Raw genomic sequence first — 19,823 nt, forward strand, 5'->3', positions numbered from 1 at the left:
CTTCATCGGGCGTTCGCGATCAGGGCCTGTTCGTCGACTTTCCCGTTGCGGGTCAGCGGGATCTCGTCGACCACCACCCAGAGGGCGGGTAACGCGTAGCTCGGGAGCAGCCGCGACAGGAACGCCCGCAAGGCACGGGGTTCCGTGTCCTCGCCGGGCCGCACGACGATGGCCGCCACGAGCTGAGGACTCTGGTTCTCCTGCCGGGACACAACGATCACGGCGTCGCGGATACCGGGGTGACCGGCGAGGATGGTGGCGATCTCCTCGGTTTCGATGCGATGCCCGTCGAGTTTGACCTGCTTGTCCGCGCGGCCGAGGAAAACCACGTTCCCATCCGGGGCGAGCCGGACCAGATCTCCCGTGCGGTACAGGCGTTCGTCCACGTCGGGGGAGAAGTGGCCGAAGCGCCGCTTCGTTTCGGTCTCGTCGTCCAGGTACCCGTCGGCCAGGCCCGCTCCGGCCGCGTACAGCTCGCCGACGCCGCCGGGCGGGACGAGACGGGCGTTCCGGTCGAGCACGAACACCTTCGTGCCGGCGATCGGCCTCCCGATGGGCAGGGGGCCGTCGATCTCCGCGCTGCCGCGCACGGTGTGCGTGGTGGTGAACGTGGTGTTCTCGGTGGGCCCGTAGCCGTTCGTGAGCACCAGCCCCGGGTAGGACTCGAGTACCCGCGCCGCCGCGTCGTGCGGCACGACCTCGCCTCCGCTCAGAAGCCAGCGGAGTCCGGCGAGCGCCCGCGGCCGGGAGTTCGCGACCAGCCGGAACAGGCTGGCGGTCAGCCAGGCGACGGAGACCTTCCGCTCGGTGAAGAACTTCTCGAGCGCCCTGACCGTCGGAAGCCGTCCGGGAAAGGCCTCCAGCGTCGCGCCGTTGAGCAAGGTCACCCAGATCTCGTACGTCGACGCGTCGAAGGCCAGCGGCGCCATCCGCAGGACCCGGTCACCCGGGCGCGGCTGGAGCCCCGTCGTCCGCGCGAGCCGCGTGACCGCGCGATGCGGGACGACGACGCCCTTCGGTTCACCGGTGGATCCCGAGGTGAACGCGACGTACGCCGTCCTTTGTGGATCGTCGTGGGCGGGAACCGGCTCGGGATCCGCGTCGGTTTCCTCACCGGGGACCCAGGAATCGACCAGGGTGAGCCCGCGCAGAACGGGATGGCCGGTCGTGGCGGCGTCGACCACCGCGGCCGCGGGCGCCAGCTTGCCGATGATCCGCGCCAACCGGGCTTCCGGCGCGTCGTCGTCGAACCCCGCGTACGCGGCTCCGGCACGGAGGATCGCGAGCAGCGCCACGATCTCGCCGACCGATCGCCTGGTCGCGACGAGCACCGTGTCGCCGGGCCGGACCCCGGCGCGCCGCAGGACGACGGCGTACCGATCGGCCGCCCGCGCGAGGAGCCCGTAGGTCAGCTCGGCGCTCGCGTCACGGACCGCGACCTGCTCCGGGTGAAGGCGCACCTGCTCCAGAAACAGGGTTTCGATGCTCGCCGGTGGAATGTCGGCACCGGCCAGCGCGTCGAGGATCCGGCGGCGTTCCGGCGCGATGCAGCGCACGTCCTCCAGCGAACCGTCGAGAAAGGCCAGCTCGCCCACCGCGGTGGCGACGTCGGCGAAGAAACCGTGCTCGACGTCGGGCACCTCGGTGACGAAGCGGGCCTCCCCGGACCGCAGATCCGTGTGCAGGGAGGCGAGCACGACGTCCACCGGCCCGTCTTCGGCGACGCCGACCGGGTGGACCGAGCCCAGGAAGTCCTCGACGCGTGCCTTGTCGTCGACCTGGACCCGGATCACCCGCCCGGCGACCGAGATCGCGACCTCGCTCGCCGCCGTCCACCGGCTCAAGGTCACCGCGAACGCGGCGAGCACCACCTTCGCGCGCTGGTAGGCGGAGGGTTCGGCCGCGAGTTCGGTCGTCAGATCGTAGGGAACGGTGAGCGCGTCAGGCATCGCGTTTGCGCTCCAGCCGGACATGGAGGTGATCGGGCCGCCGGAAGATGTGGCCGCGTTCCCGCAGCCGCCAGAACCCCTGCCGGACGCCGTCGAGCGAGCCGCCGAGCCGGACGCCGCCGAACCGGTGCGACAACCGCTCGAACAGCGTGTCGAACTCCGCCAGCGCCAGCTGGATGCCCAGGCAGGTGTGCGGCCCGGACGAGAACGCCAGCAGCCGCTGGTCGGTCCGCTCGGGGCGCCAGGAGTCCGGGTCCTCGAACGCGTTCTCGTCGCGGCTGGCGCTGCCCAGCGACAGCAGGAGCGCGGACCGGCGCGGGACGTCCACCCCGTGCAGGTTCAGGTCCCTGGTCGCGTACCGGAGGATGGTGTGGCTCGGCGGTTCCCAGCGCAGCGTCTCGCGCACCACCTGGGTCCGGTACTCCTGGTCCGCCAGGGTCGACAGGTCGACATCGTGCGCCAGCACGGCGTACATGATCTTGCCGATGGTCGCGACGCTCGTCTCGGTTCCGGCGAGCAGGAAGAGCGTGGCGGTGCCCAGCATGGATTCGTCGAGTGGTTCGCCGGGCGGGAAGACGAGGTCGAGGAACGGCATCCGGCCGCCCTCGCGGCGGTCGGCGAGTTTGCCCTTCAGATAGTCGATCAGCTCCGCCTTGGCCGCGAGCGCCGAGTCCAGCGAGGTCGCCGGGAACTCGATCGCACCGGCCAGCGGCAGCACCCGGGGACGCAGCCACGCCGCGTCCTCCGGCGGCAACCCGAACAGCCGGGTGACCATCGCGTAGGGCACCCCGACCGCGACCCGCTCCATGAACTCGACGTCGACCTCGTCCCTGGCACCCATTTCGGCCTCGATCGAGTCGAGGACCTGGTCCACGGCGGGGATGAGGATCTCGGTGCGCAGCCGTTTCACCGACGCGCCGGCGAACAGCGGCATGAACAGCTTCCGCAGATCGCGATGGCGGGGTCCGTCCGTGTCCAGCAACGTCCGGCCGAACAGGCGGCGGCTGCTGCGCATCGGGAACCCGCTGCCGACCTCGCGGTCCGCCAGCAGGGCCTGGACGTCTTCGAACCTGGTGACCAGGAAGGCGTTGAACGCCGCCGACCAGTGCACCGGATCCGACCGCCGGAGCTCCTTGTAGATGGCCCAAGGATCGGCGAGGAACTCGTCGGAGCTGAAGTCCAGTTTCACCGGCGCGGTGCTCATTTGTCACCTCCGTTGCCGACCAGCTCGGTCCGGGATTTCAGCTGGCGGGCGGCCTCTTCCGACGTGAGCCGGAGCGATTCGGTGGTGCCGTCGTATCCGCCGGCGAGGGCGGGCACGACCTCGTGCGCGAGCGCGGTCAGCTGGTCGAGGGTCGCGCGGTGCGAAATCCACCTGGGGACGAAGAAGTTCAGCGACACCGGGTCGCCGATCCGGTCGATCAGGTCGCGGATCCTGGCCGCGCAGGTCGCGGCGTCGCCCACGATGAACCCGCCCGTGTCGACGAGGTTCTGCAACGTCTTGCGGTGCGCGACCGGCGAATCCGGGATGGGCATGCCCAGCGTGCCCCGGTACAGGCCACGGCGGAGCGCGGAAAAGCCTTCCAGCAGTTCTTCGACACCTTCGGCGGGAGAGTCCGCGATGTGGACGAAGACGTTGCAGCGGATCCGTGTCCCGCCCGCGGATTTGTTCCGGTAGGCGTCGATACGCTCGATCAGCGCGCCGACCGGGTCCGGGTCCATTCCGGGCCGGATGGCGCCCCACGGCGGTGCCACGTGGACGGTCGGGGTCGTCGCCGTGTCGGTCAGGAGCTCGATTCCGGCCGGGCTCAGCGAAGACGCGACGACGGTCTCGATGGTGCCGGGCCCCCTCAGCGGCTGGAGCTGGAGCACGGCCTTCTTCACGGTGAACCACGGCGTCGAGGTGTTGACCGTCTCGCCGTTGAGAAGAGCTTGCACCGTCCCCAATGCCGCACGGAAATGGTCGCGAACCGACGCCGGGTCCACCCCGACCATCTCCATGTCGTGGACGTAGGTTCCCGTGCCGACACCCAGGATCGCCCGGCCGGCGGTGAGGTGATCGAGCAGCGTGATCCGTTCCGCGACATGCAAAGGGTGGTGGTAGGGCAGCGGGATCACTCCCGTGGCGAACCGGATCCGGCGCGTTTCGCGGGCCAGCGCCGCCATCAGCATTTCGGGCGAACTGAGTGTGCTCCAGCCGCTGGAATGGTGCTCACCGAGCCAGATCTCGTCGAAACCCAGGTCGTCGACGAGGCCGCACAGTTCGATGTCGCGCTTCAGTGACGCGTGCGGGCTGACCGAAGGGTCGTGAAAGGGAGGCAGGAAGCAGCCGAATGCCTTTGCGTTCATCTCAATCCTTTGTCCGGAGGTGGAAGATCGTGCTGCTTCAGGCCGACGGCACCTGTTCGAGCAGGTAGTCGCAGAACTTGTCCACAGTGGTCAGGTCCTCGTTCTCTTCGAGGTCGATGAACACGTCGAGCTTCGTCTCGATCTTCTCGATGAGCGCCAGGTACTCGATGGAGCTCATACCCGTCTCGGGGAACTCCGTGTCCGCTTCGATGGTCTGGTTCTCCAGAACACCGCCCGCGACCTCGGTCAGCAGCGAGAAAATCTGCTGACGCAATTCCGCCCGCGCGTCTTCCGCGTTCATTTGGCCCCTTTGCTGAATCCGCGCACAAGCGCACGGAAGGATGAGTTCTTGATGGCGATTTCACCGCATGCGAAAAGCTGCGATCGATTCGGTGGGCACGACAGCGAAAATCACCCCAGTGTGCTCGCTGTCGTTTCCTCCCAGTACGCCCGGACATCCGTCCTTGCGGGCGATGAGAACCATTGTTGCCCGAAGCGTCCGCGGTCCGCAACGGTTCGCGACTCCGGTTCGCGGTCAAACCGCGAAAAGATCATCGTGGAATGACGTGAAGGGGGCTTTCCGCGCATCGCGTGCGCGGAAAGCCCCCTTCGTCGTCAAGTCAGCGCTTGCGCTTCTGCAGCAGTTCCGCGAACTGTCGCCAGTCCTCCGCCCGTGCCCTGGCGAGTTCGGAGATCAATTCCAGCCGGTGTTCGGGGATGTTCCTGGCGACCTGGTCCCATTCTTCCCGGTCGTTCAGATGCCCGTCCAGCAACCGCACCAGGGTGCGGCCGGACTCGGTGTACCGGATGGTGGGGTCCGAGCGGAGCCGTTCCACGGCCGCCTGGGTGTCCGTTCCCATCGGATCACCACCTTCGGCCTGGCGGGTGCGCGGCCTGGCCGCGGTGCGTGCCGGGCTCTTCTCGCCCTGGCGGTGTCGATGCCGTACGTCGTGTGCGGTCGCGAGGGAAACCCCCGCGCCACGCGCGATTTCGCGGATCGAAGCGGAGGGATTGCTCGTGAGCAGCTCGTGGGCACGACGGCGGCCCTGTGCCGGATCGAGCGCGCGGACGCGGCCGTCGCGGCCGACGTGGGCGTTCGACTGGGGAACTTCCCCACTCGAACGCCGGCGCAACTTGCCGACCGTCTTGTGCGAAAGGCCGGTGACCGCCGCGATCGCCCGGTCGGACCAGTGGGGGCGGGTGCCGAGAATCCGGCAGGCGGCGGCCTTGCGGTCGGCGAGGGAAAGCGGCAGGCCGTGCGCGATATTCGTCTTCACCGCGAGGATGAAGGCCGCCTGTTCGTCCCCGTCGAAGAACTGGACGTTGATCGCGGTGGCGTTCTTCAGCTTCGCCGCCTGAAGCCGATGCATTCCGTCGATCACCCGCATCGTGGAACGATGGACGAGAATCGGCGGAAGCGGGGCATCGGTCTCCGCGAGTACCAGCGCGTACGCGGGATCCACGCCGTCCGCCCGCGGGGAGTCTTGCACCGACAGCGCGTCGAGCGGGACCTCGACGACCTCGCCGAGCGGCGGGTCGGAGCCGACCGCGACCCACTCGTCTTCCCTTCTGGCCACGGGGATCTGCGTGCCGTCGGCAGCTTTCACCTTATGCCAGTTTAACATCTTCCAGCCCCCAGAACACTTGGTGAATATCAAACCTTTTCAATATTCGAGCTGGGGTGAGTGGATGTCAAGGTCCGTGGGTCGCAATCGTGGCGTCGCCTGGGTGTTCGACCCGCGCGGGGTGCATGGTGACTTTTGTTTGGTGCCGTCGTGTTCGCGGCTACCCTCCGTCGTCGCGCCACCGAACTTGACGGGGGCCCGAGATCCACGCAACCTGGTCTGGGGCCGTCGGACGGAAGGAAGCGCATAAACCTGTCGTGAAATGCCTTGAGGGAATTCCTGGTGGGCAGTGCGGAGAATACGCTGCCATTCTTTCGCGAAACCCAATTTCGAAGCATGGGATGATCCTTGCTTCTTCGGGAGGCGCATTTCGCGTGTCCAGACGGGAGCACGGGTATTCCGGTGAATGCCGTCCTGCCTGGCGAGGCGCCTGGTCGGCAGAAGGCGCTGAGCGCTGTCAATAGGTCCACATAGGACAAGTGTCGCGCGGGGTGTCGGAGAGGTCCGGTGGCGTTCTCGGCGCAGTGACCGATCGGGCGGTGCTGCCGGCGCTTCGAAAACGCGGTGTACCGGCTGTGCCGTAGTCCCGCGTCTCCCGGCCTTTGTGTGCCCTCGGCAGGATTCGAACCTGCGACACCTGCCTCCGGAGGGCAGTGCTCTATCCCCTGAGCTACGAGGGCGTTGCCGCCTGGGCGACGTTGAAAGCTTAGCGCATGTCTCCGCGGGCTCTCCCGAGTGGTGGCCATTAGGCGTCGTGGTGCTTGAGGAAGGTGTCTTGCATGGCTCTGACCAGGTCTTTCAGGTCTCGCGTCCGTCGTCGGCCAGGTCGGCCGAAAGGGGCGTAGCGTCGGTGTCGCCGACGAACCGGGGGAGGCCCGATGATCGAACCGTTCGAAGTCCGGATCGCCGAATCCGCCATCGCCGACCTGCGCACCCGGCTGCGCGCCACGCGCTGGCCCGAGCCTGCCACCGTGGACGACTGGGAGCAGGGAGTTCCGTTGGAGTTCGCGCGGGAGCTGTGCCGGTACTGGGCGGAGGACTACGACTTCGGTTTGGCCGACCGCGTCAACGCTTTCCCGGGTTTCAAGACCACTGTGGACGGTCTGGGGATCCACTTCCTGCACGTTCGCTCGCCGGAGCCGGCCGCGACGCCGCTCGTGCTCACGCACGGCTGGCCTGGATCGGTCGTGGAGTTCCTCGACGTACTCGGGCCGCTGACCGACCCGGCCGCGCACGGGGGTGATCCGGCCGACGCGTTCCATGTCGTGGCGCCGTCACTGCCGGGGTTCGGCTGGAGTGACAAGCCGTCGTCGGCGGGGTGGAACGTCGAGCGCATCGCGCGGGCCTGGGACGAGCTGATGGGGCGGCTCGGCTACGAGCGTTACGCCGCGCAGGGCGGCGACTGGGGTGCCGGCGTGACGAACATGCTCGCCAAGCTCGTACCGGAGCGGCTGGCCGGCGTCCACGTGAACATGGCGGGCGTCCAGTACGACGAGGCCGTGCTGGGTGAGCCGACGGCGGAGGAGAAGGCGGCGATCAGCGATCTGGCCAGATTCCGCGCGGTCGGGTCGGCGTACGCGCAGCAGCAGGCCACGCGTCCGCAGACGCTCGGTTACGGGCTCACCGACTCGCCGGCGGCGCAGGCGGCGTGGATCGCGGAGAAGTTCCGGGAGTGGACCGACAACGACGGCTCGCCGGAGACCGCGCTGTCCTGGCGTCAGATGCTCGACGCGATCTCCGTCTACTGGTTCACCGGGACGGCGGCCTCGTCGGCGCGGATCTACTGGGAGAACAAGAAGCAGGACGTCTCGGCCGTTGAAGTTCCTTCGGGTATCTCGATCTTCCCGCGCGAGATCATCCGGCCGTCGCGGCGCTGGGCGGAGCTGCGCTACACCGATCTTCGCTGGTACGAGGTGCTGCCCGCGGGCGGCCACTTCGCCGCCTTCGAGCAGCCCGACGTCTTCGTCGGCCAGCTGCGGGGGTTCTTCCGGTCGCTTCGGTAGCGGTGCGTGGCGAGTCCAGGTTTCGGGAAGGCCCTCCTGGGGGATGGCTTCCGTGTGTGGCTTAGGACATGGTGAACTTAGGCTCACCTGTATTGCACATATGCGCATGTGACAATATATTCAGCCTGTCGACTTCACGAGAGGCGGAGCAATGGGTCACGGGCACGGGCATGGAACGGCCTCGCCGTCGAGCGCGTCAGGCCGCTACCTCAAGAGCCTGACGATCGCGCTGGTCATCGGCGCCGGCTTCATGGTCATGGAGTTCATCGTCGGGTTCGCCACCGGCTCGCTCGCGCTGATCTCCGACGCCGCGCACATGTTCACCGACGTCCTCGGTGTCGGCATGGCGCTGGCGGCCATCCTGCTCGCCCGGCGCAGCGGCCCGACACTGACCCGGACGTTCGGGTTCTACCGCGCCGAGGTGCTCGCGGCCCTGGCCAACGCCATCCTGTTGTTCGGCGTCGCGGGCTACGTCCTGGTCGAGGCCATCGGCCGGATCAGCGACCCGCCCGCGGTGCCCGGCCTGCCTGTCCTGCTGGCGGCCGCGGCGGGCCTCGTCGCCAACATCGTCTCCTTCATGATCCTGCGCAAGGGCGCGGAGGAGAGCATCAACGTCCGGGGCGCGTATCTCGAAGTCCTCGCCGACCTGATCGGCTCCGTCGGCGTCCTGCTGAGCGGCGCGATCACGCTGCTGACCGGCTGGCGCTACGCCGACCCGATCATCGGTGTCGCGATCGGCCTGTTCGTCCTGCCCCGCACCTACGCCCTCGCCCGGCGCGCGCTGCGGATCCTGTTCCAGCACGCGCCCAAGGGCGTCGACGTCGCCGGGATCCAGGCCGAGCTCGGCGGGCTGAAGGGTGTCGAGGACGTCCACGACCTCCACGTCTGGACGCTGACTTCGGGCATGGAGGTCGCTTCGGCGCACCTCACCATCGCGCCGACCGTCGAGCAGGCCGAGGTGCTGACCGAGGCGCAGAACCTCCTGGCGAACCGCTACTCGATCGAGCACGCGACCCTGCAGATAGAAGTGCCCCAATGCGCGCAACGCTGCCGGGAACTCTCCTGGTGACCCCCTCCTGACGCATTTCGTCCTCTGAATGCGGTAGTTCGCGACACGAACTACCGCAACCAGAGGACGAAATGCATCGAGAGGTTCCCCTCGCCAGCCGAACCCGCTCACTCTGCGTATGGGGTGTGTGGAAATAGGGACACTCAACGTCCCTATTTCCACACACCCCACCTCGGCCATACGCGTTTCGTCCTCTGAATGCGGTAGTTGGCAAAGCGAACTACCGCATTCAGAGGACGAAACGCGGGTCAGAAGGGGAGGGGGGACGCGCCGCGCTCCTGAAGGAGCCCCTTCATCAGGGTGACCTCGGCGCCCTGCGAGACCAGCATGCTCTGCGTCAGCGACTTCACGTCCGCGATCGACGTGTGATCGTGCCCGTACTGCGCCATCGCCGTCCCGCCCTCGTGGTGCCGCAGCATCAGCTGGAGGAAGAAGACGTCCATCTCCTTGCCGGTCAGCGACCGCAGTTTGGCCAGTTCGGCCGACGTCGCCATCCCCGGCATCGGAGCGCCGTTCGACGGCTTCATGTCGCCGCCGTGCCCGCCGTGGCCGGACGGCTCGGTCATCCAGGTCATGTAGGCACCGGTCGTCTGCTCGGGCTGGCCCCACAGGCCGAGCCAGCCCTTCATCCGGCCGACCTGCCCGGTCTGCGTGCGCTCGATGTCGAACGCGAGGGTCTTGATCGCCGGATCGGTCGTGTGGTCCCGCGCCCAGCCCGCCATGGTGACGGCCTGGAGGTGGTGCACCGACATGTCCTGCGCGAAGCCGACCTCGACCGAGCCCGCGCCCGGCGTCGTCTGCTCGGGTTCGGCGTCGATCAGCCTGGTCGTCAGCGCGCCGAGGCCGAAGCCGAGGATCAGCATGACGACCAGGGCGGCCCCGATCACCAGCCATCGGCTCTTGGCCGACCGGGAGACTTGTTCCTGGGGATCGGGGTCCACTTGGCTCACTACTTGCTCGCGGGCGCCGAGGGCTGGGTGGCGGGTGCGGACGGCATACCGCTCTGGCCGGCACCGGGCTGGTCCTGCTGCGTGCCCGCGGTGCCCTTGTAGTCCATCGGCTTCGCGTCCGGCCCCGGCGGGGTCGGGTCGAAGTCGCCCGGCTCGATCTGCGCGTCGCAGGTGGCGTCACGCTCGGGGTACGCGCCGTACGGGTTGGTGCGCAGCGCGGCGATGAACTGGTCGATCCGCTCGTCGGAGGCGGAGTCCAGCTTCAGCTGGTGGCCCCAGGACTGCAGCGAGATCGGCTTGTCCAGGTTCGGGTACGGCGACATCACGGTGTACGGCTTGCCCTCGACACGCACCTTCAGCAGGTCGAGCGCCTCGCCGGTGATCTGCGCCGGGTTGTAGGCGATCCAGACCGCGCCGTGCTCGAGACCGTGGACCATGTTCTCGTTGCGGACGGCCTTCTCGTAGACGACGCCGTTGCACGCGGCCCAGGCCTGGTCGTGCGGGCCGCCGAACGGCGGGGTCTTGTCGTAGGCGACCCGCTCGGCGGCGGTGACGTGCACGGAGCCTTCGTAGGTGGCCGTGGTCACGCCCGCGATCCGCTTGGACGGGTCCGGGTCCTGCTGCGAGGGCGCGAAGGCGGCCGCGGCCTCTTCGCGGGTCTTCTGGTCGCGCTTCGGCGCGGAAGCGACCATGTAATAGGTGACCACCGAGGCCGCCAGGGCGACGATCGCGACGACGGCGATGATCGTGCCCCAGGGCGTGCCCTTCTTGGACACGACGGAACTACGGGCGGCCTTCATGGCGTTCTTCGACGACGCGCCCTTTTTTCTGGTTGTCCCGTTAGCCATGGCTCCTGCGTTCTCCAAAGGGGGTGGTCCCTGCGCGGGCCAGTGTAGAGACCGCGCGTCTGATCACCGTGAACAGCTGGAAGATCACCGGCTTGGCTCACACCTTCCGGCGGTCGCTGCGAAGCCCGGACCAGGTCACACCTAGAATTCCGCGAGTGACTCCCGCAGCTCTCGCCGACCTGGTCCGTAACTCCGCCGTGCAGGTTCTCACCGCGCGCGGCCTCGACGATTCCGTGCTGCCGGAGAAGGTGACGATCGAACGTCCCCGCAACCCCGAGCACGGCGATTACGCGACCAACCTGGCGCTGCAGGTGGCCAAGAAGGCCGGGATGAAGCCCCGCGACTTCGCCGACGCGCTGGCCGAGGCGCTCTCGGCCACCGACGGCATCGACTCGGCCGAGGTCGCCGGGCCGGGCTTCCTCAACCTGCGGCTCGCCGCGGACGCGCAGGGCCAGATCGTCCAGCAGGTGCTCGACGCCGGCGAGAAGTACGGCCTCGGCGACGCGCTGGCGGGCGTCAAGATCAACCTCGAGTTCGTCTCGGCGAACCCGACCGGCCCGATCCACCTCGGCGGCACCCGCTGGGCCGCGGTCGGCGACGCGCTGGGCCGCGTGCTGTCCGCGCAGGGCGGCCTGGTCACCCGCGAGTACTACTTCAACGACCACGGCGCGCAGATCGACCGCTTCGTCCGGTCCCTGATCGCCGCCGCCAAGGGCGAGCCCGCCCCCGAAGACGGCTACGCGGGCGGCTACATCAACGACATCGCCGCCGAGGTCATCCGCCAGGAGCCGAGCGCGCTCTCGCTGCCCGACGACGAGCGGGCCGAGACCTTCCGCCGGGTCGGCATCGAGCTGATGTTCACCGAGATCAAGCAGAGCCTGCACGATTTCGGCACCGATTTCGACGTCTACTTCCACGAGAACTCGCTGCACGACTCCGGCGCCGTCGCGTCCTCGGTCCAGCAGCTGAAGGACTCCGGGAACCTGTACTTCGAGGACGGCGCCTGGTGGCTCAAGTCCAAGGAGCACGGCGACGACAAGGACCGCGTCGTCATCAAGAAGGACGGCAACCCGGCCTACATCGCCGGTGACCTCGCCTACTTCCAGGACAAGCGCAAACGCGGCTTCGACCTCTGCATCTACATGCTCGGCGCGGACCACCACGGCTACATCGCCCGCCTGAAGGCCGCCGCGGCCGCCTTCGGTGACGACCCGGCCGTGGTCGAGGTGCTGATCGGCCAGATGGTCAACCTCGTCTCCGAGGGCAAACCCGTCCGGATGAGCAAGCGGGCAGGCACCGTGATCACCATGGAGGACCTGGTCGGCACCGTCGGCGTCGACGCGGCCCGCTACGAGCTGATCCGCTACTCGGTCGATTCCACTTTGGACATCGACCTCGACCTGCTGCGCAAGCATTCCAACGACAACCCGGTCTACTACGTCCAGTACGCCCACGCGCGGCTGGCATCGTTGCAGCGCAACGCCGCCGACCTCGGGCTGAAATCGGATGGCGAAGTCGACTTCGGACTGCTTACGCTGCCCGCCGAGGGCGATCTGATCCGCACGATCGGCGAATTCCCGACCGTCCTCCGCCGGGCCGCACAACTGCGCGAACCGCACCGCGTCGCCCGGTACCTCGAAGAACTCGCCGGCGCGTACCACAAGTTCTACACCGTGGGCCGTGTTCTTCCCCAGGGCGACGAGGAGGCCACCCCCCTCACGTTCGCCCGGCTCGCGCTGTGCCAGGCCGCCCGCCAGGTGCTGGCGAACGGCCTCAACGTGCTCGGTGTCTCTGCTCCGGAACGGATGTAACGAAGAATGGCTCACCCCGCGGGCCCCCGCCACGCCGACGTCTACCCCCACGCCGACGCCTCCGGTTTCCCGCCGTCGAGTCCCGAAGAACTCGACAGGCTGTACCCGAAAGTCTGGCCCCGCAACACTTTCCGCGGCGGTGACGGTGTCGTCCGCATCGCCGGTGTCGACGTCCGCGAACTCGCCGAGACCTACGGCACGCCGCTGTTCGTCGTCGACGAGGCCGACTTCAAATCCCGGTGCGCCGACTACGCCGAGGCGTTCGACGACCCGGCGCTCGTGCACTACGCGTCCAAGGCGTTCCTGTCCATCGAGATCGCCCGCTGGGTGGCCGAGCAGGGACTGAGCCTGGACGTCTGCAGCGGCGGCGAGCTCGCCGTCGCGCAGCGCGCGAACTTCCCGGCCGAGCGGATCACCTTCCACGGCAACAACAAGTCGCTGCCAGAGCTGGAAGCCGCCGTCGAAGCGGGCGTCGGCACGGTCGTGGTCGACTCCTACTACGAGATCGCGCGGCTGGCCGACGTCGCGGCCCGGCACGACGTCGTGCAGAACGTCCTCATCCGGGTGACCGTCGGCGTCGAGGCGCACACCCACGAGTTCATCGCGACCGCGCACGAGGACCAGAAGTTCGGTTTCTCGCTGGCCTCCGGCGACGCGGCCGAGGCCGTGCGCCGCGTCCTCAACGCGCCGTCGCTCAAGCTGATCGGCCTGCACAGCCACATCGGTTCGCAGATCTTCGACGCCGACGGGTTCGAGGTCGCCGCCCGCCGCGTGGTCGGCCTGCTGGCCGAACTCGCCAAGGAGCACGGCACCGAGCTGCTCGACCAGCTGTCGATCGTCGACCTCGGCGGTGGTTTCGGTATCGCCTACACCGACAAGGACAACCCGCCGCCGCCCGCGCAGATGATCACGCAGATCCGCGAGATCGTCCGCAAGGAATGCGAGTACGCGGGCCTTCCGGTGCCGAAGATCGCCGGTGAGCCGGGCCGCGCCATCGCCGGCCCCGGCACGATCACGCTGTACGAGGTCGGCACCATCAAGGACGTCTCGCTCGGCGACAAGGCCGCCCGCCGCTACGTCAGCGTCGACGGCGGCATGAGCGACAACATCCGTACCGCGCTCTACGACGCCGTGTACGACTGCCGTCTCGTATCCCGGTCCGCGGACGACGACGGGGACGGCCAGGCCGCCGCCGCGCTGTCCCGGGTCGTGGGAAAACACTGTGAGTCCGGCGACATCGTCGTCCGTGACTGCTGGCTCCCGGACACCCTTGCTCCCGGCGACCTGCTCGCCGTGGCGGCCACCGGGGCGTACTGCTACTCGATGGCCAGCGGGTACAACCGGCAGCCGCGGCCCGCGGTGGTGGCCGTGCGCAACGGCAGCGCCCGCGTGCTGCTGCGGCGGGAGACGACGGACGACATGCTGCGCCTGGAGGTCTAGCAAGTGTCTACTGTGGACGAACGCGTGATCAGGGTCGCCCTGCTCGGCTGCGGGACGGTCGGCGGCGAGGTGGTCCGGTTGCTCACCGAGCAGGCCGGGGAGCTCGCCGCGAGGGCGGGCGCCAGGGTGGAGCTGGCGGGTATCGCGGTGCGGCGCCCCGACAAGCACCCCGAGCTGCCGCCGGAACTGGTCACCTCCGACGTGACGAAGCTCGTCACCTCCCCGGACGTCGACGTCGTCGTCGAGCTGGTCGGCGGTATCGAGCCGGTGCGGGAGTGGCTGCTCGACGCGCTCAAGGCCGGGAAATCCGTTGTCACGGCGAACAAAGCGCTGCTGGCCGAGCATTCCGCGGAGCTGTTCGAGGCCGCCGACGCGGCGGGCGTGGACCTGTACTTCGAGGCGGCCGTGGCCGGGGCGATCCCGTTGCTGCGCCCGCTGCGCGAATCGCTGGCCGGTGACCGCATCACCCGCGTGATGGGCATCGTCAACGGCACCACGAACTACATTCTCTCCGCGATGGACTCCACCGGCGCCGGTTACGCGGAAACGCTGGAAGAGGCCAGCAGGCTCGGCTACGCGGAGGCGGACCCGACGGCCGACGTCGACGGTTACGACGCGGCGTCCAAGGCCGCGATCCTCGCCTCGCTCGCGTTCCACACCCGGGTGACCGCGTCCGACGTGCACCGCGAGGGCATCGCCGACGTCACCGCCTCGGATCTCGCCGCGGCGAACGTACTGGGCCGCACGGTGAAACTGCTCGCCATCTGCGAACGCGTCACCGCCGACGACGGCACCGAATCCGTTTCGGCGCGCGTGCATCCGGTGATGATCCCGCGCAACCACCAGCTCGCCGGCGTCGGCGGCGCGTACAACGCCGTCTACGTCGAGGCCGACGCGGCCGGTGAGCTCATGTTCTACGGTCAGGGCGCCGGTGGCGCGCCGACCGCGAGTGCCGTGCTCGGCGACCTCGTCGCGGTGGCTCGGAACCGGGTCGTCGGCGGACGTGGCCCGCGCGAATCCGCGCACGCCGCGCTCCCGGTCAGGCCGATGGGCCAGACGCCGACGCGGTACCACGTCAGTCTCGACGTGGCCGATCGAGCGGGCGTCCTCGCCCAGGTGGCCCAGGCGTTCGCCGGGCACGGCGTCAGCATCGCCGCCGTGCGCCAGCGCGACGCGAACGACACGGCCAGCCTGGTCGTGGTCACCCACCTGGCGCCGGACGCGGCATTGCGGTCCACTGTGGACGACATTGCCGAACTCGATGTGGTGAACCAGGTCGTCAGTGTGATGCGGGTGGAAGGCGAAGACCAGTGATTTCCCAACCGTGGCCGGGGATCATCCAGGCTTATCCGGACCGGATCCCGGTCCCCTCCGGCGCGAAGGTGATCACGCTCGGCGAAGGCAACACGCCGCTGCTGCCCGCCCCGCACCTCTCGGAACTGACCGGCTGCGAGGTTCATCTCAAGGTAGAGGGCGCGAACCCGACCGGGTCGTTCAAGGACCGCGGGATGACCGTGGCCATCACGCACGCGCTCGCCAGCGGGCTCCAGGCCGTCATCTGCGCCTCCACCGGCAACACTTCGGCGTCGGCCGCGGCCTACGCCGCCCGCGCCGGGCTCACCTGCGCGGTGCTCGTCCCGCAGGGCAAGATCGCGATGGGCAAACTCGCCCAGGCCGTCCTGCACGGCGCCCGGATCCTGCAGGTGGACGGCAACTTCGACGACTGCCTCGAACTGGCGCAGAAGACCGCGATCGACTATCCGGTGACCCTGGTCAACTCGGTCAACCCGGTGCGCATCGCCGGCCAGAAGTCGGCCGCGTTCGAGATCTGCGACGTCCTCGGCCGGGCCCCGGACATCCACTGCCTGCCGGTCGGCAACGCGGGCAACATCACCGCCTACTGGGCCGGGTATTCCGAGTACGCGGGCGACGGTGTGGTGAAGAACACCCCGCGGATGTTCGGTTTCCAGGCGGCCGGTGCAGCGCCGCTGGTGCACGGCGAGCCGGTGGCCGATCCGGACACCATCGCGACCGCGATCCGCATCGGCAGCCCCGCGTCCTGGGACGGCGCGATGAAGGCGAAGAACGCGTCGGCGGGCCTGTTCGAGGCGATCACCGACGAGAAGATCCTCGAGGCGTACCGGCTGCTCGCCCGCAAGGAGGGCGTGTTCGTCGAGCCCGCTTCGGCGACCAGCGTCGCGGGCCTGCTCGCCACGGCCGCCGACGGGCGCCTGCCCAAGGGCTCGACCGTTGTGTGCACCGTCACCGGGCACGGTCTGAAGGACCCGGCCACGGCCCTGGAAGGCAACGTCGAGGTCGAGCCGCTCGCGGTCGACCCGACCGCCGTCGCCGCCGCGCTGGACCTGCGATGACGCTGATCGAGGTCAAGGTCCCGGCGTCGTCGGCGAACCTCGGCCCGGGATTCGACTCGCTCGGCCTGGCGCTCGCGCTCTACGACCGGGTCGAGCTCCGGATCACCGACGCCGGGCTCAAGATCGAGGTGATCGACGCCGGCGCGGGCGGTCTCGACGACGTCCCGGCCGACGAGTCGCACCTGGTCGTCCGTGCTTTCCGGCGCGGTTGCGAGCACCTCGGCCTCCGGCCACCCGGCGTGGCACTGCGTTGCTTCAACGCCATCCCGCACGCCCGCGGCCTCGGGTCGTCCGCGTCCGCCGTCGTGACCGGTGTCGCGGCGGCGTACGCGCTGGCCGAGAAGGCCCTGGACGACGACGCGCTGCAGCTGGCCGCCGAGTTCGAGGGACACGCCGACAACGCCGCGGCGAGCCTGCTGGGCGGCTTCGTGGTGGCCTGGACCGAGGGCGAGCGGTTCCGCGCCGAACGGCTCCAGCCGCATCACGACATCAGGCCCGTGGTCGCCGTGCCGGCGCTGCGGTCCTCGACCGACGCCACGCGAGGGCTGCTCCCCGCCCAGGTCCCGCACGCCGACGCGGCGTTCACGGCGGGCCGCGCGGCGCTCGCGGTCCACGCGCTCACCTCGCGCCCGGACCTGTTGCTCTCCGCGACCGAAGATCGGCTTCATCAGCACTACCGGGCGCCCGCGTACCCGGCGAGCAGCGAACTGGTGCGCGCGCTCAGGGCCGAAGGAGTGGCCGCGGCCATCTCCGGAGCCGGTCCGACCGTGCTCGCGCTGACCACCGGGGGAATACTCCCGGCGGGCGTCGACGTTACGTCTTTCGACGTCACCGAGCTGCCGATCGATCCGGGCGGCGTTCAGGTTGCGGCTCAGTAAAGCCTCGGTCACATGCCGGAGCCCCATCCCGCCACGCGGGGGGTGGTTGTTGCACCGGGCCGTGGTGCGGTCTACCCTCGGGGGCGTTCGATCACCGTGCGTTTCCGCACCCGGTGCCGGTCCAGGTGACCAGTGTCATCCTTGGCCCGCATCCTTCGTTGATCCGCCAGTTCCGTGCACCGCCTGGCAAGCGGGGAGTAGCGGATGGACGCAGGCGGGTTCCCGGTTCCGGCGGTGCCGAATTCCGCTTCCTCCGTTTGGAGGACGCAAATCCCTGTGCTGGAGGCCTTCTAGCTGTGTTCAACACGGCCGAGGAGCTGATCGCCCGTATCGGGGGCCAATTACGCCGTTTCGCAATCGGACGCGAGCGGCGGTCCGCTGATCCACCTGGAGGCGTGGATCGGTCAGGAAGGACATTTGTGAGCAACACCGATCTTTTGAGCGACGTCGAAGGTGGCGCCGCCGAGTCGAACGGCGCCGTCGCTCCCAAGCGCACGGTCGGCGGATTGACCGGCAAGACCGTCGCCGAGCTGCGCTCGATCGCTGGGGACCTTGGCATCGGCGAGACCACGGGTATGCGCAAGGGCGATCTGATCGCGGCCATCCGCGAGCGCCAGGGCAAGACCAAGCGCAAGACCCCCGCCGCGGCGAGCGAAACGCTTCCGCTCGAGGGGATCGATGCACCGCGTAAGGCCCCCAAGGCCGAAGCGCCCAAGCAGGAGGCCCCGAAGCAGGAGGCCCCGAAGGCCGAAACCACTCCGGCCGAGGCACCTCGCGCCGAGAAGGCCGAGAAGGTCTCGGAGAACGGCTCCGCGCCCGCCGCCGAGCGGCCGGCGCAGCAGGAGAACGCCCAGCAGGACGGCCAGCCGCAGCAGGAAGAGGGCGGCCGCAACCGTCGTCGCCGCGGCTCCAACCGTGCCGCGGGTTCGCCCGAGCAGGGCGGTCAGCAGCGTGAGCGCGGCGAGCGTGGTGACCAGCGTGAGCGTGGTGACCGTGGTGACCGCAACGATGGCGGCAACCGTCAGGGTAACCGCGATGGCCGTGGCCAGGACAACCGCCAGCGCAACCAGCAGGGCGGCGGCCAGGACAACAGCCAGCGTCAGGGCCAGGGCCCGCAGGGTGACGACGACGAGGAAGGCGGCCGTCGCGGCCGTCGCTTCCGCGACCGTCGCCGTCGTGGTTCCGGCGGCGGCCGTGAACAGGGCGGTTCGCCCGACACCGAGATCCGCGAGGACGACGTCCTGCTGCCCGTCGCGGGCATCCTGGACGTGCTCGACAACTACGCGTTCGTGCGTACCTCGGGCTACCTCGCCGGGCCGAACGACGTGTACGTCTCGCTTTCGCTGGTCCGCAAGTACGGCCTGCGCCGCGGTGACGCCATCACCGGTGTCGTGCGCCAGCCGCGTGACGGCGAGCAGCAGCGGCAGAAGTTCAACCCGCTGGTGCGCGTCGACTCGATCAACGGCCTGGAGCCGGACGAGTCCAAGCGCCGTCCGGAGTTCACCAAGCTGACGCCGCTGTACCCGAACGAGCGGCTGCGTCTCGAGACCGAGCCGCACAAGCTCACCACCCGCGTCATCGACCTGGTGATGCCGGTGGGCAAGGGGCAGCGTGCCCTGATCGTGTCGCCGCCGAAGGCGGGCAAGACGACGATCATGCAGGACATCGCGAACGCGATCTCGACGAACAACCCCGAGTGCCACCTGATGGTCGTGCTCGTGGACGAGCGTCCGGAAGAGGTCACCGACATGCAGCGGTCGGTGAAGGGTGAGGTCATCGCCTCGACCTTCGACCGCCCGCCGTCCGACCACACCTCGGTCGCGGAGCTGGCCATCGAGCGGGCGAAGCGCCTGGTCGAGATGGGCCACGACGTCGTCGTGCTGCTCGACTCGATCACCCGTCTGGGCCGTGCGTACAACCTCGCGGCCCCGGCGTCCGGCCGGATCCTCTCCGGTGGTGTCGACTCGACGGCGCTGTTCCCGCCGAAGCGGTTCCTCGGCGCGGCGCGCAACATCGAGAACGGCGGTTCGCTGACGATCTTCGCCACGACGATGGTCGAAACCGGGTCCACCGGTGACACGGTCATCTTCGAAGAGTTCAAGGGCACCGCGAACGCGGACCTCAAGCTCGACCGGAAGATCGCCGAGCGGCGCGTGTTCCCCGCGGTGGACATCAACCCGTCCGGTACCCGCAAGGAAGACCTGCTGCTTTCGCCGGACGAGCTCGCGGTCACCCACAAGCTGCACCGGGTGCTGCACGCGCTGGACTCGCAGCAGGCCATCGACCTGCTGATCTCGCGACTGCGCAAGACGAAGACCAACATCGAGTTCCTCATGCAGGTCTCGAAGACGGCCCTCGGCTCGAACGACGACGACTGATCTTCGGTCCGTAAGTACATGAAGGCCCCCTTCCTTGCGCCAGGCGCAAGGAAGGGGGCCTTCATGTACTTCAGGCGGTGGGCCTCGTGAGTGCCCCGCGTGTTGCGAAAGCCACTTTCGCAACGTTGTAGGTTGCGAAAGTGGCTTTCGC

General features: G+C 68.8%; 15 protein-coding genes and 1 tRNA gene. 8 read left to right on the forward strand and 8 right to left on the reverse strand.

Annotated elements, in window-relative coordinates; genetic code table 11:
- Positions 1-2: 2 nt before the first annotated feature.
- From ACZ3HL_RS36300 to ACZ3HL_RS36325, 6 genes are all read right to left on the reverse strand, one after another.
- Positions 3-1,949 carry an amino acid adenylation domain-containing protein gene (locus ACZ3HL_RS36300; protein ID WP_465535876.1) on the reverse strand — a complete coding sequence of 649 codons (1,947 nt, stop codon included), beginning with the start codon at positions 1,947-1,949 and terminating at the stop codon, positions 3-5.
- The gene (locus ACZ3HL_RS36305) at positions 1,942-3,153 is read right to left on the reverse strand and encodes a cytochrome P450 (RefSeq protein WP_465535878.1); all 1,212 of its coding nucleotides are present in this window, start codon (positions 3,151-3,153) and stop codon (positions 1,942-1,944) included. Before ACZ3HL_RS36305 ends, ACZ3HL_RS36300 begins: the two co-directional genes overlap by 8 nt.
- Positions 3,150-4,298, reverse strand: coding sequence for an LLM class flavin-dependent oxidoreductase (locus tag ACZ3HL_RS36310; protein WP_465420193.1), 1,149 nt, complete (start codon positions 4,296-4,298; stop codon positions 3,150-3,152). Before ACZ3HL_RS36310 ends, ACZ3HL_RS36305 begins: the two co-directional genes overlap by 4 nt.
- Before the next feature lie 37 nt (positions 4,299-4,335).
- Positions 4,336-4,599: an acyl carrier protein gene (locus ACZ3HL_RS36315; RefSeq protein ID WP_034309004.1), complete on the reverse strand. Its 264-nt coding sequence runs from the start codon at positions 4,597-4,599 to the stop codon at positions 4,336-4,338.
- 319 nt (positions 4,600-4,918) lie between these two features.
- Complete coding sequence (locus ACZ3HL_RS36320) at positions 4,919-5,905, reverse strand: ParB/RepB/Spo0J family partition protein (protein ID WP_465535880.1); 987 nt, start codon at positions 5,903-5,905, stop codon at positions 4,919-4,921.
- Positions 5,906-6,530: 625 nt separating this feature from the next.
- Positions 6,531-6,603: transfer RNA gene (locus ACZ3HL_RS36325), tRNA-Arg, on the reverse strand.
- A 198-nt stretch (positions 6,604-6,801) separates the two neighbouring features.
- On the opposite strand from ACZ3HL_RS36325, the gene ACZ3HL_RS36330 reads away from it, so the two are divergent.
- A complete protein-coding gene (locus ACZ3HL_RS36330; RefSeq protein WP_465535882.1) occupies positions 6,802-7,926 on the forward strand; it encodes an epoxide hydrolase family protein in 1,125 nt (374 codons plus the stop codon).
- Positions 7,927-8,077: 151 nt separating this feature from the next.
- Positions 8,078-8,995, forward strand: coding sequence for a cation diffusion facilitator family transporter (locus ACZ3HL_RS36335; RefSeq protein ID WP_465418090.1), 918 nt, complete (start codon positions 8,078-8,080; stop codon positions 8,993-8,995).
- 248 nt (positions 8,996-9,243) lie between these two features.
- On the opposite strand, the gene ACZ3HL_RS36340 is transcribed toward ACZ3HL_RS36335, so the two are convergent.
- On the reverse strand, positions 9,244-9,936 hold the full coding sequence (locus tag ACZ3HL_RS36340; RefSeq protein ID WP_465418092.1) for a DUF305 domain-containing protein: 693 nt from the start codon (positions 9,934-9,936) through the stop codon (positions 9,244-9,246).
- Between the two features lie 8 nt (positions 9,937-9,944).
- Entirely contained in the window at positions 9,945-10,745 is an 801-nt protein-coding gene (locus ACZ3HL_RS36345) for a DUF3105 domain-containing protein (RefSeq protein WP_465418581.1), read from the reverse strand.
- 203 nt (positions 10,746-10,948) lie between these two features.
- On the opposite strand from ACZ3HL_RS36345, the gene argS reads away from it, so the two are divergent.
- The 6 genes from argS to rho all read left to right on the forward strand — a co-directional run bounded on the left by argS (position 10,949) and on the right by rho (position 19,672).
- Complete coding sequence (argS, locus tag ACZ3HL_RS36350) at positions 10,949-12,604, forward strand: arginine--tRNA ligase (RefSeq protein ID WP_465535884.1); 1,656 nt, start codon at positions 10,949-10,951, stop codon at positions 12,602-12,604.
- A gap of 6 nt (positions 12,605-12,610) precedes the next feature.
- Positions 12,611-14,044, forward strand: a complete 1,434-nt coding sequence (lysA, locus tag ACZ3HL_RS36355; protein WP_465418096.1) for a diaminopimelate decarboxylase — start codon at positions 12,611-12,613, stop codon at positions 14,042-14,044.
- 3 nt (positions 14,045-14,047) lie between these two features.
- Positions 14,048-15,358 (forward strand): homoserine dehydrogenase, encoded by a 1,311-nt coding sequence (locus ACZ3HL_RS36360; protein WP_378438368.1) that lies wholly within the window; start codon positions 14,048-14,050, stop codon positions 15,356-15,358.
- Positions 15,355-16,416: a threonine synthase gene (gene thrC / locus ACZ3HL_RS36365; protein ID WP_126732636.1), complete on the forward strand. Its 1,062-nt coding sequence runs from the start codon at positions 15,355-15,357 to the stop codon at positions 16,414-16,416. Before ACZ3HL_RS36360 ends, thrC begins: the two co-directional genes overlap by 4 nt.
- Entirely contained in the window at positions 16,413-17,294 is an 882-nt protein-coding gene (gene thrB / locus ACZ3HL_RS36370) for a homoserine kinase (protein WP_465535886.1), read from the forward strand. Before thrC ends, thrB begins: the two co-directional genes overlap by 4 nt.
- A 419-nt stretch (positions 17,295-17,713) precedes the next feature.
- Entirely contained in the window at positions 17,714-19,672 is a 1,959-nt protein-coding gene (rho, locus tag ACZ3HL_RS36375) for a transcription termination factor Rho (protein WP_465535888.1), read from the forward strand.
- Positions 19,673-19,823 lie beyond the last annotated feature (151 nt).

It is taken from the genome of Amycolatopsis sp. NPDC000009 (assembly GCF_055563465.1).